The organism is Chitinophaga tropicalis (assembly GCF_009758205.1).
Taxonomy (GTDB): domain Bacteria; phylum Bacteroidota; class Bacteroidia; order Chitinophagales; family Chitinophagaceae; genus Chitinophaga; species Chitinophaga tropicalis.
The window spans coordinates 115,621-130,283 of the sequence record NZ_WRXN01000011.1; the positions used below are offsets into that span (position 1 = coordinate 115,621).

16 protein-coding genes are annotated in these 14,663 nt (G+C 46.6%); 10 read left to right on the plus strand and 6 right to left on the minus strand.

Annotated elements, in window-relative coordinates; all coding sequences use genetic code 11:
- Positions 1-71: 71 nt before the first annotated feature.
- Entirely contained in the window at positions 72-1,190 is a 1,119-nt protein-coding gene (locus GO493_RS22240; protein WP_232538955.1) for a branched-chain amino acid aminotransferase, read from the minus strand.
- A 195-nt stretch (positions 1,191-1,385) separates the two neighbouring features.
- Here GO493_RS22240 and GO493_RS22245 point away from each other — a divergent pair, with 195 nt between their 5' ends.
- The 10 genes from GO493_RS22245 to GO493_RS22290 all read left to right on the plus strand — a co-directional run bounded on the left by GO493_RS22245 (position 1,386) and on the right by GO493_RS22290 (position 9,182).
- Complete coding sequence (locus GO493_RS22245) at positions 1,386-1,883, plus strand: hypothetical protein (protein WP_157308429.1); 498 nt, start codon at positions 1,386-1,388, stop codon at positions 1,881-1,883.
- Positions 1,884-1,925: 42 nt separating this feature from the next.
- The gene (gene rdgB / locus GO493_RS22250; protein WP_157308430.1) at positions 1,926-2,504 is read left to right on the plus strand and encodes an RdgB/HAM1 family non-canonical purine NTP pyrophosphatase; all 579 of its coding nucleotides are present in this window, start codon (positions 1,926-1,928) and stop codon (positions 2,502-2,504) included.
- Between the two features lie 19 nt (positions 2,505-2,523).
- The gene (locus tag GO493_RS22255; RefSeq protein WP_157308431.1) at positions 2,524-2,955 is read left to right on the plus strand and encodes a thioesterase family protein; all 432 of its coding nucleotides are present in this window, start codon (positions 2,524-2,526) and stop codon (positions 2,953-2,955) included.
- A gap of 11 nt (positions 2,956-2,966) precedes the next feature.
- Positions 2,967-3,548 (plus strand): nitroreductase family protein, encoded by a 582-nt coding sequence (locus GO493_RS22260; protein WP_157308432.1) that lies wholly within the window; start codon positions 2,967-2,969, stop codon positions 3,546-3,548.
- A gap of 82 nt (positions 3,549-3,630) precedes the next feature.
- Complete coding sequence (locus tag GO493_RS22265) at positions 3,631-6,111, plus strand: mechanosensitive ion channel family protein (RefSeq protein ID WP_157308433.1); 2,481 nt, start codon at positions 3,631-3,633, stop codon at positions 6,109-6,111.
- Positions 6,087-6,614 (plus strand): thioredoxin family protein, encoded by a 528-nt coding sequence (locus tag GO493_RS31150; RefSeq protein ID WP_157308434.1) that lies wholly within the window; start codon positions 6,087-6,089, stop codon positions 6,612-6,614. The genes GO493_RS22265 and GO493_RS31150 overlap by 25 nt, the downstream gene beginning before the upstream one ends.
- A 7-nt stretch (positions 6,615-6,621) precedes the next feature.
- A complete protein-coding gene (locus tag GO493_RS22275; protein WP_157308435.1) occupies positions 6,622-7,551 on the plus strand; it encodes an FAD:protein FMN transferase in 930 nt (309 codons plus the stop codon).
- A complete protein-coding gene (locus GO493_RS22280) occupies positions 7,535-7,759 on the plus strand; it encodes a DUF4266 domain-containing protein (RefSeq protein WP_157308436.1) in 225 nt (74 codons plus the stop codon). Before GO493_RS22275 ends, GO493_RS22280 begins: the two co-directional genes overlap by 17 nt.
- A 6-nt stretch (positions 7,760-7,765) precedes the next feature.
- A complete protein-coding gene (locus tag GO493_RS22285; RefSeq protein WP_157308437.1) occupies positions 7,766-8,980 on the plus strand; it encodes a DUF3570 domain-containing protein in 1,215 nt (404 codons plus the stop codon).
- A 40-nt stretch (positions 8,981-9,020) separates the two neighbouring features.
- Complete coding sequence (locus GO493_RS22290) at positions 9,021-9,182, plus strand: phosphatidate cytidylyltransferase (protein WP_157308438.1); 162 nt, start codon at positions 9,021-9,023, stop codon at positions 9,180-9,182.
- 2 nt (positions 9,183-9,184) lie between these two features.
- Here the strand turns inward: GO493_RS22290 and GO493_RS22295 are convergent, their stop codons facing one another.
- The 5 genes from GO493_RS22295 to GO493_RS22315 all read right to left on the minus strand — a co-directional run bounded on the left by GO493_RS22295 (position 9,185) and on the right by GO493_RS22315 (position 14,662).
- A complete protein-coding gene (locus GO493_RS22295) occupies positions 9,185-9,472 on the minus strand; it encodes a GIY-YIG nuclease family protein (RefSeq protein ID WP_157308439.1) in 288 nt (95 codons plus the stop codon).
- A gap of 89 nt (positions 9,473-9,561) precedes the next feature.
- The gene (locus GO493_RS22300; protein WP_157308440.1) at positions 9,562-10,623 is read right to left on the minus strand and encodes a glycoside hydrolase family 76 protein; all 1,062 of its coding nucleotides are present in this window, start codon (positions 10,621-10,623) and stop codon (positions 9,562-9,564) included.
- 63 nt (positions 10,624-10,686) lie between these two features.
- Positions 10,687-11,829: a glycoside hydrolase family 76 protein gene (locus GO493_RS22305; protein ID WP_157308441.1), complete on the minus strand. Its 1,143-nt coding sequence runs from the start codon at positions 11,827-11,829 to the stop codon at positions 10,687-10,689.
- A gap of 34 nt (positions 11,830-11,863) precedes the next feature.
- Positions 11,864-13,006, minus strand: coding sequence for a SusE domain-containing protein (locus GO493_RS22310; protein WP_157308442.1), 1,143 nt, complete (start codon positions 13,004-13,006; stop codon positions 11,864-11,866).
- Between the two features lie 33 nt (positions 13,007-13,039).
- Entirely contained in the window at positions 13,040-14,662 is a 1,623-nt protein-coding gene (locus GO493_RS22315) for a RagB/SusD family nutrient uptake outer membrane protein (RefSeq protein WP_198315797.1), read from the minus strand.
- Position 14,663 lies beyond the last annotated feature (1 nt).

The following is a 14,663-nucleotide window of genomic DNA, read 5'->3' on the forward strand; positions in this document are numbered from 1 at the left end:
GGGACAAAGATAAAATAAAGAGGGCCACCTGCAATAAAGCAAATGGCCCTCTGATTCAACACAACTAAGACTTATTTAGAATGTTTCGATACTTTATAGTTCCAGTTCCTGGTATCCGCAGCCTTACCGGTACGGATAGCATCCAGGCGCTGCAGCAACTCATCCCCTACTTCATATTTTGAAGGGTCCAGGGTGATCTTATGGTCTTTATAGTCCAGCTGCTCTACATAAGCAACGCTGGAGGCAGTGCCGGTACCAAATACTTCCCGCAGAGTACCATTCTTTGAAGCAGTGACGATCTCTTCTATAGATACAGGCCTTTCTTCTACGGTCAGCCCCATATCTGTCAGGATGTCCATTACGCTGGTACGGGTCACCCCGGCCAGTATAGTACCCTGGGTCAGGTCCGGTGTCAGCGCTTTATTGCCTATAATAGCAAAAACGTTCATGGTGCCGCATTCCTGCAGGTATTTAAATTCCATACCGTCCACCCAGAGGATCTGATCATACCCCTGCTTGCGGGCCTGCATGGTAGGATACATAGCCCCCCCATAGTTACCCGCCGCCTTTGCATACCCCACACCACCAGGAAAAGCACGGATATATTTATCCTGTACCAGCAAACGGATAGGCTTATTAAAATAAGGACCGGAAGGTGAATTTATAATAACGAATTTATATGTATCAGATGGACGTACCCCTATGAACTCATCCGCAGCAATCATAAAAGGACGGAGATAGAGCGAGCTGCCTTCATTTGTAGGCACCCAGTCACGGTCAAGGTCTATCAGCATATCCATGCCACCAATAAACAACCATTCCGGCACCGAAGGCATCCCCATTCTTTCGGCAGATGTATTAAAACGGGCGTAGTTATCATAAGGGCGGAAGATCATAGGCTCTCCCTGCTGGTCTTTATAGGCTTTGATCCCCTCAAAAATAGCCTGTCCGTAATGCCATGCAGCATTGGAAGGGCTTACGGAAAGGTTGCCGAACGGCAGTATCTCTGCGTTCTTCCATTCTTTTCCATCAAAATCAGCCACCAGCATATGGTCGGCATACTTCTTACCGAATACAAGGTTATTAAAGTCAATCTCGCTGATCCTGCTTTTCTGCGTACGGGTCACCTTGATCTTCTTTACTGCTTCCTCCAGTATTGGACTTGTTGTTGGATTGTCTACTGCCATCATAAGGACCTATTATTTATTGTTTTGATGTCTGACGGTAATTACGATTTCAATTTATGGTCCTGTTTCCCGTTAAATTCTAAAGTCGGAAATCCTGAATCTAAAATTGAATACTCTTACATTTGCTCACTATCAGATGCAAATAAACTGATTTTTTCCCCAAGGGGAGCCTTTACATTCAATTAAATCTATATATACATGTCCTTTGATAAAGTGCAACTGGACCCGTATATCTTAGCTAAGATATATACCCAGCCTATCATTCCGGGGAAAAAGGAGCCCGACGCAATACCTGCAGAAGCGCCTCCTAAAGTGAAATATTTAGGCGAAAATCAAAAAAACATTGTACTGTTCATACAAAATGATAGTGAAGCATACTTAAACGAGGAATTATTTAATCTGCTTACCAATATATTGAATGCATGTAAACTGGGTATGCAGGATATTGCGCTTGTAAATATAGCCCAGCATCCCGCAATACCATTTACCACATGGTTACAGGCTATTCCTGTAAAACAGGCTGTCCTGTTTGGCATCCCTCCTGCCAGACTTGGCCTGGAAGCCATTGCCGATTATCAGCTGCTGCAGGTGAACGGTTGTCAGCTGATCTGTTCTGATCCGTTACAGCTCATAGCGCAGGACAAAATGCTGAAAGGCAAACTCTGGATGGGGCTTAAGCAACTTCTCGGTATTTAAATCTATTATCCACCTATAACTATTAATCACCAATTTTATTTAATGAAGCTCGTATTTGCCACCAACAATGAAAACAAAATAAGAGAGATCAGGTCAGTGCTGGGCAACAGTTTTTCTATTGAAACCCTGCAGGAAGCAGGAATAGATATTGACATACCAGAACCTCACAATACACTGGAAGCCAACGCCACAGAAAAATCCGACACCATTTATACCATAACCGGTAAGGATTGTTTTTCTGAGGATACCGGACTGGAAATACCTGCTTTGAACGGCGCCCCGGGCGTATTGTCAGCCCGCTATGCAGGCGAGCAGAAATCTGCGGATGATAATATTGCCAAAGTCCTGAAGGAAATGGAAGGAAAAGAAGACCGCCGCGCCAATTTCAGAACAGTGATCTCCCTGATCATGGATAATGAGGAATTCCTTTTTGAAGGTATCTGCCCAGGCACTATCCTTCATGAACGCAGAGGCAGCAAGGGATTTGGCTATGATCCTATTTTCATTCCCGACGGCGCAACACAGACATTTGCAGAAATGGAACTGGAAACAAAGAACCAGTATAGCCACCGGGCAAAGGCCTTCCATAAACTGGTAGCCTTCCTGAAAGAAATTAAGTAACAGATAACTAAAGGATAAGATGGCAAGAGTAAAAATAGATATTCCGGAACAGCTGGGCTTTAACACACAGATACCCGTTACTATTTCATACATCAACTATGGCTCACATGTCGGGAATGATGCTATCCTTTCTCTTATGCATGAGGCAAGGTTCCGTTTTCTGGCATCCCTGGGGTATAAAGAGCTGGATAAAGAGCTCAATGTAGGAGTGATCATGGCCGATGTGGCCGTTATATATAAGGGAGAAGGATTTCATGGCGATGTTTTTGATATAGCAGTAGGCGCCGGTGATATCACTTCTTTTGGCTTTGATATTTATTACCGTATCACCACCGTTCGCGATGGCAATAACATTATAATAGCAGAAGCGAAATCGGGAATGATATATTTTGATTATAACGCACGGAAGGTGGCCAGGCTGCCGGAAGAGTGGAAAGAAAAGTTAAAATAATAAACACACGCATGGAAAAAGGAAATCTGAAGAAGATTATTGAACAACGCCGCAATATCAAGCCTGCGAGCATGAACGGAAAAAAGGTCCCGGATGAACAGGTGCAGGAACTGCTGCAACTGGCTGACTGGGCTCCTACACATGGTTATACCGAACCCTGGTACTTTGTGGTATTCAGCGGCAACGGTGTTAAACGCTTCTGTAATGATCATGCAGAGCTGTATAAAACTAATACTCCGGCAGAAAAGTTTGCACAGGCAACTTATGACAAGCTACAGCAGCAGGGCGATCTGGCCTCTCATGTAATAGCCATCTGCATGAAAAGAGGTACCAAGCCTGGCGTACCGGAAATAGAAGAAGTAGCAGCCGTAGCCTGCGCTACTCAGAATCTCTGGCTGGGAGCTACAGAAATGGGATTGGCTGGTTACTGGGGATCAGGCGGCATGACTTTTCACCCGGCTATGAAGGAATACTTCTCCCTGAAAGAAGAAGACAGGATCCTCGGCTTTTTCTACCTGGGATATACTGACGAAGTTATACCCGATGGACGTAGGCTGAAACCCGCAGAAGAGAAGTTTAAGTGGGAAAGATAGTTTGAAGGATTTTTGAGCCTCTGGCCGGCAGAAAACCATATTACCGCCGGCCGGAGGCTATTAAAGATAAAACCATTCACCCATGAACCATATCCCCCAAAAGATACTGGCCTTCATTGGCTGTTTGCTGATCTGTGTAAATCTCAATGCACAGACAACTAACCCATCACCCAAACCTATTGACAGCGCCACGCTGAGCAAGCTTATCTCCAAACAGGTAAAAGACACAGCCAGCGGTAAGTCCATCCTCAAACTTTCCGATACCTCCGTTGCGCTGATAATTACTCACCTGGAAACTTATACACTCATGCTCAACCAGGTGATGAGCACCCTGCGCCGGGGACTGGATACAGCAGATATCAGCGAGAACCTGCCGCTTATCGATTCTTCCATGAATGTAGTGAAACGGGATGTTGCAGCGTTGGGCAGTACTCCCAACGTGCATGACCTGTATACTAACCGGGTATTATTGGTACAGATGGAATGGCGGCTGGATAACTGGCAGAACACCCTTTTCAGATTCCACGATAAACTGGTGAATATCAGTGATACCCTGCAACTGCTCAGGAAAGATACCGCCATGCGCAACATACCCGCAGAAGATGAACTGAGGGATATATACGTAGGACAGATGGCTACCCTGATCTCAAAATGGCGGCAGGTAGACAGCGCCAACAGGAATAACCTGTTACGCCTGGGACTATTGCAGAATAAAGTGGCCAGGCGTTATATAGATGTGACCAACCTGCTGGAAGACATGGATTTCCAGATAACCAGCTTCAGTACCCGGATGTTCAATAAAGACTTCAGTTACCTGTGGGAACCGCCGCTGCCAGACAAAAAAGGCCCGCGCTTCAACCAGGTACTGGAAAGGTCCGTCAAAAAAAACATCAAAGTACTTAACATCTTCTTTGCTGTAAGACGCCCTTTATTTATACTCTGGCTGCTGGGCGCTATCGCATTTGCATGGTGGGTAAGCTATAATGTAAACAGGATCCGCAATAACCACGAAGCCACAGAAGCAGAATCCATCCTGCTCCATTCCCGTTACCTGTACCGTTACCGCATAGCCAGCACATTACTGCTGGTTACCACAGTATCCTCTATCCTATCCATCCAGTACCCTATCCTTTACTCCGAGATCACCTGGATAATTGCCGTCCTTGCCCTGACCTGGATGATTGCACAGAATGTACCTAAAAGCCTGCTGAAACGCTGGCTGGTACTTGTGGCATTGCTCATATTATACTGTATCAACAACTTACTCATCCAGGCAACATTTACAGAACAATGGGTGCTCTTCATAAGCAGCATTCTCTCCATTGCAGCAGGCAGCTACCTGTTACGCACGTTACGGGGCAGTACGCTTCCCCTGCCCAGGTATGCACGGCATGCCGTGTGGCTGCTCATTTTTATGAGCGGATTATCACTGGTACTGGTAACAGATGCCAGGGTCACGGCAGCCAGGATCATAGGGGCGACCAGTGTGGTAAATATTACCATGGCGCTCTGTATAGTGTTGGTTGTGGAAATACTGATGGAAGCAGTTTACCTGCAGGTAGAAGCACATAAAGATTCCACCACCATCGTTTCAATGATAGATTACCAGCAGATCAAGAAACGGTTAAAAACCATCCTGTACATCTTTGGTACCGCCGGCTGGCTTACGCTGATGGCAAGGAACCTTTACCTGTATGACGGCATTTATGAAGCCATCAGCAACTTCCTGGTGGCAGAACGTAAGATCGGCACATTTGCATTCTCCTTCAGTGGCATTATTATCTTCCTGCTAATCATCTGGATATCTACCATCATTACCCAGATCATTTCCTACCTGCTGGGATTTGCCGGACAATCAACCCAATCCCGTAAGGGACCAGGGTCCATGATGCTGCTCATCCGGCTGGCCATCCTGGGAGCAGGTACTTTGCTGGCATTTGCCGCCTCAGGCATCCCGCTGGACAAAATAGCCATCGTAGTGGGTGCCTTAGGTGTAGGTATAGGCTTCGGTTTACAGAATATTGTGAACAACCTGGTATCCGGCGTAATACTGGCATTTGAAAAACCCATAGAAGTAGGCGATGTAATTGAACTGGGCAACAGAACAGGAGTGGTGAAGGAGATCGGGATACGGTCCAGTAAGATATCGGCCGGAGACGGGTCTGAAGTGATAGTACCCAACGGAGAACTGATAGCACAGCAATTGGTGAACTGGACGCTCAGCAGCAGGAGCAGGCGTGTAGACCTGGTGCTCGGTATTGCCTATGGCTCCGACCCGCAGAAAGCACTGAGCCTTATCCGGCAACTGCTGCAAAGTCATGAAGGCGTGTTGCAATCTCCCGAGCCAGTAGTGCTGTTACAGAACTTCCGGGACTGGGCCATTGATATACAGGCAATGTTCTGGATCAGTGACCTTGGTCAGGCAGGAACAATGAAAAGTACTGTCCTTACAGAGATATATGCTTTATTGCAGGAAGCAGGTATCAATATTGCTCACCCGGGACCACAGCAGGTACAGATCAAAATGGACACTATGGGGTGGAAACCGCCTGCGGCAGACTAACCCGATATACTTCAGGGAAGCGGCGGGCCCGGCAACATATAGATATTATCGTTACATTTGTGCTGATAGCCATGCGTAGTGTTATTCTGTTACTGATTATATGTGCCATGTCTTCCAGGACCGCACAGGCACAAATGATGCATTATCCCGATAAGGCATTTGAGATGGCGCAGGCCACCGGCAAAGACGTAATGCTGGTATTTTCCGGTTCCGACTGGTGTATTCCCTGTATACAATTCAATAAAAAGATATTATCCGACAGCAGCTTTTTGCGTTTTGCCGGCGATCACCTGGTATTACTGGAAGCTGATTTTCCTCAACGTAAAAAGATCGAAGCTGCTCTGCGTAACCAGTATGATTCACTGGCAGCAATTTTCAATCCGAAGGGCGCCTTCCCCCAGGTAGTGCTGTTAAGCCCTGAGAAAAAACTGAGGGCATACGTCCCTACCCGGCAACAAACACCAGACGGGTTTATCAATACACTCAAACAATTACTACAATAGTGTGTCTATGGAAAGCAGGAAGTTGCAAACCCGGCTGATGGGATCAGATTTTGAACTGATAGCCACAGGGGACAATGACGCTGAGATCACGGAACGGCTGGAACAGGGCGTTTCCGAGATACAGCGGATAGAAGCAATGCTGAGCGTTTTTAATGAGCAGTCAGTCACGTCAAAACTGAATGCCCGGGCAGGAAACCTCCCTGTAGAAGTTCCGGCAGAAGTATATGAGCTGGTAAAACGTTGCCAGCATATCAGCAATATGAGCCAGGGAGCGTTTGATATATCGTCAGGTACGCTGAAACAACTATTCAATTTCAAATATGATCATCTTGCATGGCCTGACCAGGAAGCAGTAGATACTGCACTAAAGAATACCGGATACCGGCATATCCTTTTACAGGATAATAACCATATCCGGCTGGAACAACCAGGCATGCAGATAGGCTTTGGCGCTGTAGGTAAAGGCTATGCAGCAGACAGGGTGAAAGCCCTGTGGATAGCAGGCGGAGCCAAAAGCGGCGTGATAAATGCCAGCGGAGACCTGACCGCCTGGGGCACACAACCTGACGGTTCTCCCTGGATAGTTGGCATTGCTCACCCTGATGATACCAGCCGTATGTTATTCTGGCTGCCTGTAAAGAATGCCTCCGTAGCAACCTCCGGCAACTATGAACAATATGTGGAACGGGATGGCATCAGGTACTCCCATAACATAGATCCACGTACCGGATGGCCTGTCCCTTTTATTAAAAGCGTAACAGTCATAAGCCGCAGTGCTGAACTGTCTGATGCCCTGGCTACTGCCGTTACCGTAATGGGTGTACAGGCAGGCATCCACTTTATCAATCAGCTGCCGGATGCACACTGTATTGTAGTGGACGATAAAAACAACATCTTCCAATCGGCTAACATACATATCAATGCAAAAGTGGACTAACAGGAGCATTGTCATCTTTATCATCGTTGCAGCAACAATGACAGGATGTGTTGCCGTAAAACCCTATCAGCGGGTTTACCTGAATGATGAAGGAATGCAACTGGGAAAAACAAGTTTAGATAAATCTGAAGACAACGCACATTCGTACCGTGAAGGAAGCAGTGGCGGCGGTAGTGGTAAAGGCAGCGGCGGATGTGGGTGTAACTGACCTGGCATGAAAAGATTATTTATTGCTGCAGGATTACTGGCTGCTTATTTTGCAGCGTCCGCGCAAAAAGGGAACGACAGCACGGCATATAAGAAACAACGTCTTTCCCGGACAGACATACAGATCCTTAACTCCTACTACACCCAGGATGGCGATCATTCTGCTGTAACGGGTGGTATTGGCACAGAAGCGCTACAGGTATTTACAACAGATATATCTGTTTCCCATCGCAGGGATTCAATAAACACCATAGATATTGCCGCAGGTATAGACTTCATCACCTCAGCATCTACAGACAATATCAACTCCGTGATCTCTTCTGCCTCCCGGCACGACAGAAGATTCCACATCAACGCAGGCTATAGCAGACAACTGCAGAAACCACATATAAGAGCAGGTATTAACACCGGCTTCTCCATGGAGTCTGACTATCTTTCCCTCCCTATAGGCGTTTCTGTTATACATGAAAATGCCGACCAGTCCAGGCAGATATCAGCCTCATTGCAATGTTATTTTGATGATCTCCGCTGGGGAAGGCTGGACCCGGATTATTACAGTCCGCATGACCTGGTATATCCTGAAGAGCTCAGAGATACCGCCTGGTTCGATATTTACCGGCGGCAATCCTACAATCTTAATCTTGCCTTGTTCCAGGTAGTGAACAAACGTATACAATTTGCCATATTCCCGGAGGCCGTTTATCAGAAAGGATTACTTTCTACTCCTTTTCACCGTGTTTATTTTAATGATGGACATACCCTGAGAGTAGAAAATCTTCCCCGTGAACGATGGAAGTTTCCACTTGGTCTGCAGTTCAATATGTTTGTAGGAAATAATGTTATACTCCGGTCCTATTACCGCTTTTACCACGACAATTTTGGCATTAACGGACATACTTTCCAGCTGGAAACACCTGTGAAGATCAATCCCCAGCTAACTGTTTCTCCCCTTCTGCGATTTTATACACAAACGGCTGCAAAGTATTTCCGGCCATATAAAGAACATGATGTCAATGCTGCGTTTTATACGTCAGATTATGACCTCAGTGCTTTTAACAGTTATAAAGCAGGGATCAGTGTCCGCTATGCTTTGTTCCAGCCCGTGCTCAGGCATTATTCTTTCCGGGAGGCAGGATTACGGTATTCCTATTATAAGCGCTCTGACCATCTCGCCGCCCACATGTTGACACTGGCACTGGAATTCAGGCATACCAGGCAATAGGTATTGGCATAAAGTATGATGTATCCATTGTAAAAACGGTATGAGAAACTTACAACTGGCCCTGTTGGGCTTTGCCATCATCTTTTTAAGCAGCTGCGAAATAGTAGGAGGAATTTTTAAAGCTGGCGTATGGACCGGCATTATCGGCGTAGCACTTGTTGTAATACTGATCATCTGGTTAATATCAAGAGGCCGGAAATAAGACTATCCGGGGAAACAGTTGCCGATATAACCTTTTTCATAGTATTCCTTTTTTATACTCCCCCATATCCAGGCACGTCCTTTCCCGGATTTAAGGAACCATTCCAGTTTCATAGCTTCCGCCCTGGTTTCAAAGGTTTCGAGATAGATCACTTCCCAGGGACGGTACAATAATGTACCCTGCTGGCGCCCGTTTACGTTATGAAAATAAAATCTCTTCAGCAAATTGGTGGTATGGCCTGTGTAGATCTTCTCATGACTACGGGAAAAAAGGACATAGACAATATACATAAGTAACGATATTCCGGAAATTGAAAAGGTTACCTGGTTGAGGTAACCTTTTCAGATATGATATCTATTTCATAGTATAACGAAGATACTTATTTTATCCTCGCCAACCGGGCATAAATTTCCATCATACCGGCCTGTCCCAGCAGGTCTTTGTCTGCACGGCGTCCTACCAGGTTGTTGGCGTCGCGCTCTTTTTCCCATACAAGATCGGCATCCTGCTGCATTGCGTTGATATACTTTCTGTTACCATCTATTTTGTACAGGGCTTCATACCCTCTCAGCAATACAGCATTGAACCAGTAAGAAGCCGGGAAACGGCCATTCCTGAAAAAATGGGTCAGGCTGGCAGCAGCCAGCCGCTGGGCTTCCTCCAGGTAATGCTTATCATGGGTGATCGTGTAGAGTTTTACATTGGATTCCAGCATAGTACCGGTATTGTATGTATAAAGAGCAGAATCCACCTTATTGCCCTGCATAGGTTTAATTGCATCCCAATACAGGCCGGAAGGTGCCTGTAACATCCTGTTGGTCCACCGGTACAGTAAAAGCGCCGTATCAAGATAGGCCTTCTTCCTGGTCGCCTCATACATTTGTATGGCTACCAGTATACCCGGACCATTGGAACAGGTGTTCTTGGTTGTTTTATCCCCCTCCTTCCAGTACAGCCCGCCACCGCTCACCTCATCAAAACCGGTCATCATGAAAGCATATATCTCTTTGGCCCTGGTCAGGAAGACAGCCTGCTTTGTACGCGTATATGCATCAAAGTAAGCGATAGCTATCCATTGATTATCATCATAAAACCGGTCCCCTCCCTTTTCCCTGACTACATAAGAATCATATCCGGGTGCAGGAGGCTTAGTGTCATAATATTCATTGATAGCATTGATCACCGGCTGCATATAGGAGCGGCCTTTCTGTACAGACTCCAGTTCATTGGTAGCCTGTACCAACCCGCACATCCCCCATAAATAGGTATGTGGGTTCTCATTTTTTTTCCTGTTACTGGTTTCAAGGTACAACCTGGTTTCCGGGTTGTAAAGATGGGTATTTACCGCCCTGAGCAATGTTTCCGCCCGCTCAGCATTTGACGGCAATTGAGCATGCGCACTGGTAAATGTTACCAGCAGAAAGAGAGACCTGAGTATCATAGTGGATTATTTTATACATGCCATAAACCTTTGATGGCTTATGGCATGTTTATATTGACTAAACTAATCTATTAGTTCCAGTCTTTTCAATTTTGCAGCTGCTTCTATAAGCATGGCTCCGCTAAGTTGTATGGAGAGGTCCGTACTGGTACCGACCTTTGTCCAGCTGCTGCTGAAAATGATCTGTGGGCGGGAAGTTCCCTGCAGCCACATGGTCTGTGCGTTCAGCTCAAGAGAGTTGATATACTTTGCAGCATCAGTACTGCTCAGATTACCATCTGTAATAAGCAGCATCAGGTAACGTACCAGGATGCCTTTAAACAGGCCTCCGTCTCCTCCCCCTTCATCTTTAAAGATGTTGCCGCTGGTAAAGTCTCCGCCAAGAGAATTATTAGCAGCTTTCACAGCGTCAGACAGGTATACCTGTTGTCCCGTGATCTTGTACAATTCCACACCTGCTCCTATAAAAACACCCTGGTTGTAAGTGAACTTCCAGTCTTTATTGGTGCCGGTATCATCCAGTCCATCCCATACCAGGCCGGAAACAGGGTCTACAAGGTAATTCTTCTGCCACTGATAGATCTTCTTTGCCCATTCAAGATCTTCCGCATTCCTGTTCAGCTGGTACATACGTGCCGCAATAATGGCCGCAGGCGCATTGGCAGGTGTGTTCTTATTACGGCGGTCCTTGTTCCAGTAAATACCGCCTCCCCAGGTATCGTCCCAGCCACCTTTAATATCACTCCAGATCAGTTCCGCAGTGGCTTTGTATTTATCGTCACTGGTTGCTTCATAAGCTCTCAGGCAGGCCAGTACCATCCACTCCATATCATCGTAATAATGGTTGATATATGTATTCCCGTTTTTTGCCTTCATGCCTTCCAGCAGATCATCCATACGGGTTTTGACGGCAGCAGCTCCCGTACGCAGGTAAGCGTCCGTCAGTACATCCAGCGCATGAGCATTACGCCAGTAGTGAAAATCCTGCTTACCGGTGTTGTTCTCGTTAAAATACTTTCCTCCCTGGTTATAAAAACCGCTTATCAGCGATGAATAAGATGAATCGGCAATGGCTGGCCAGTTGTAAGTATATGTTGTTTTTCCTGCACCAGGGCCAGGTCCGTCATCCACCGGTTCTTTCAGACAGGCAGAGAAGGAAGTGGTCAAAGCGGCTGCTATAGAGAATAATAAAAAAGTTCTGCGCATAATCATTTGATTGATGGTTCTGAATAGGTGTGAACTAACGCACAATCACTTCATGTGTATAGTTCTTGTCCGGAGAGAAATACACTTTCACATCACAGGCTTTGTTATCTACATCTGCACTGAACTTATAGCAATAGTTATACTGATCATTGTTGATTACAGGTTTCAGTTCCCAGAAAGATAAAGGTGTAGTAGCTGTAGGGCGATTATTATCTGCATTGGAGCTGCCAAACCATTCAGTACCTGGAGTACCATCTGCTCCTGCAACATCTACACGGAATTTATAACGTTCATCACGTCCCCATGATTCCTGGTGAAAAGAGATCACCTGGTTCTGGAACTGCCAGGTGCTGTTACCCGCGTAAGCCAGGTTGTAGATCACTTTGTTCTCAGGAGCAAACCAAAGCCCTATATTGGTGATCTCAGTCACCGTTGCTACCACGTTATTAAAATCAAGACGCAGGCGATATACTTTGGTGCTGCCGGACTGGGTGCTTTCCCCTCCTTCTTTCAATACAGAACCATCTATAGAATAAGCAGTGGGTGTACCGGCGTTCCTGTCTGTGAACCGGTAGGTACCGGCCTTCAGGGAAGTATATATTTCAAATACGCCGGCAGTGGTAGATTTCATCTTAATTGCCTTAGACAGGTCAGTACCACTTTCTGTAGCTTCCCCCGTCAGGTAAACATCCACCGGTATCTCTGCAAAACCATTAGGGCGTTCTACTTCTATAGTCCTTGATTCCTCAGCGCGCAGTATATTATACCCTTTGGATGCGTTGACAGTCCATTTCAGCTTGCCGGTAGCCAACGCAGCAATGCCCGCTTTACCTGCAATACTGTTCAGGTCCTTGTGAGAGAGGGTCAGTTTATTCTGAACACCGCCCCCATCTGAAGCTATGGTAGCCAGTGGGTTGGAAAAATCGCCATCGGCTTTATCGAACACCACTTCGTACAGCACCAGGGAACCATCTTCTGCACGGGCCTGGTCCCACTCAAAACTTACAGAAGCACTGGTAGCCGGCTGTAATTTGATGTACTTATCATCTACCGGAGCGGTGAGCCGGCTTACTGCTTTCAGGTTGGTGTTCAGCTCATTGTCTTTTTTACAACCGGCGAACAGAAGCCCAGAAATTACCGGTAATGCGAAGAGTATATTGGCAAAGTATGTTTTCATATCTGTCAGTTTGTGGTATTAGTAGTGGAATTATTACCAATCCTGGTTTTGTCCGAGGTTGGTGTTCTGGTCGCGCTCAAATGTAGGTACAGGCCACAGGTAGTGCTTGGGATTGGTGAACTGCCTGTTTTCTGCAATGATGTACCCGTTCGGATCTGTGTTGAAGCCTCCGGAAGTTACTTTAATACCTCTTACCGGTTTGTTCATCACCTGGTCTGCAATCTTCCAGCGGCGTATATCAAAAGCGCGGATGCCTTCAAAAGCCAGTTCTGCTCTTCTTTCCCGGCGTATAATGGTGCGCAGCGTTTCCTGGGAACTTCCAGGGAAACCCAGGGCTGCTTCATCCGTAAACTTAGCACGGGCACGCAGCGCACGTATTGTCATATCCCATACCCCGGCGTCCAGCTGGGTCAGCTCATTCTTCGCTTCTGCATACATGAGCAGCACATCTGCATAACGCAGGGCTATGAGGTTCAGGCCTGAGTTATAGTTAGTGGCGGTACGGTCATAATATTTATAGAAATAGTAACCGGTAGGAGAAGCCCCCTGGTCCTCTACACTGTTGGTGGCGGGAACAGAACCCGGTTTGGTGAGTATGGTCTGTACCTTACCTTCAAAGTCAGTGATAGTAGAGCCATCATGCAGGATAGTAGCTTCAAAACGGGGATCCCTGTTCTGGTAAGGGTTGTTCTCATCATAACCGGAACCTGGCTCTGAGATGCCTTTCCCGTTCAGCATGATGTAGTCGTCTACCAGGTCCTGGGTGGGTACCAGCGTACTTCTGAGCAGTGCTACCGTTTGCGGGAGGAAAGTACGTTGTGTGGAAAAGGTCCGGCCTCCGCCATACTGGAAATCGAGGATCACTTCATTGTTGTATTCATTGGCAACAGTGAAGATGTTACTATAGCTGCTTTGCAGACCATAGGAACCATTATCGCTTTTGTTTATCAGCAGTTCACAGTCGTCTATAGCTGCCTGCCATTCGCTTTTGAACATATGCACCCGGGCACTGAGCGCAATGGCAGCACCACGGGTAATGCGGCCCTTATCCTTTTCAGCATAGCCGTTAGCGGCGCCACTATAGTTGTTTACCGGCAGGTCTGCACGTATAGCGGTCAGCTCCTGCTGAATGAAGTTGAGGATGGAAACCTTATCCGTACGGCTTATGGTCTTGGCCTCATCTATAGTGATCAGGTTGGTATAGAAAGGTACGTCCCCATACCAGTTTACAAGCTGAAAATAAGAGTATGCACGGATGAAGCGGGCTTCTGCCAGGATACGGTGCTTGCGTACGGAATCTATTCCAGGAACCTTATCCGCATTCAACACTACAGTGTTGCACTTGCGGATACAGGTAAAACGATAGCCCCATTCTCCCTGTACCCGGTTGTTGGAAGGGTCATAGGCCCCACTGGATATTCTTGTTACCTGGTCAAAACCATCTCCGTTCACATAAGCATTATCGCTTAGGGCTTCATCTCCAAAGAAATAGCCATCGTTAGACATGTTCTCGTAACAACTGGTAAGAGCGGCCTGCAGGTCCTCTTCGTTGCGCCAGTAGGCGCCTTCATTATAATCGCGCGTGATGGGTTGGTCCAGCTTACGGCAGGAAAACAGCGTGGCAGCGCAAAGTATTGATACTAATAATTTCTTCATA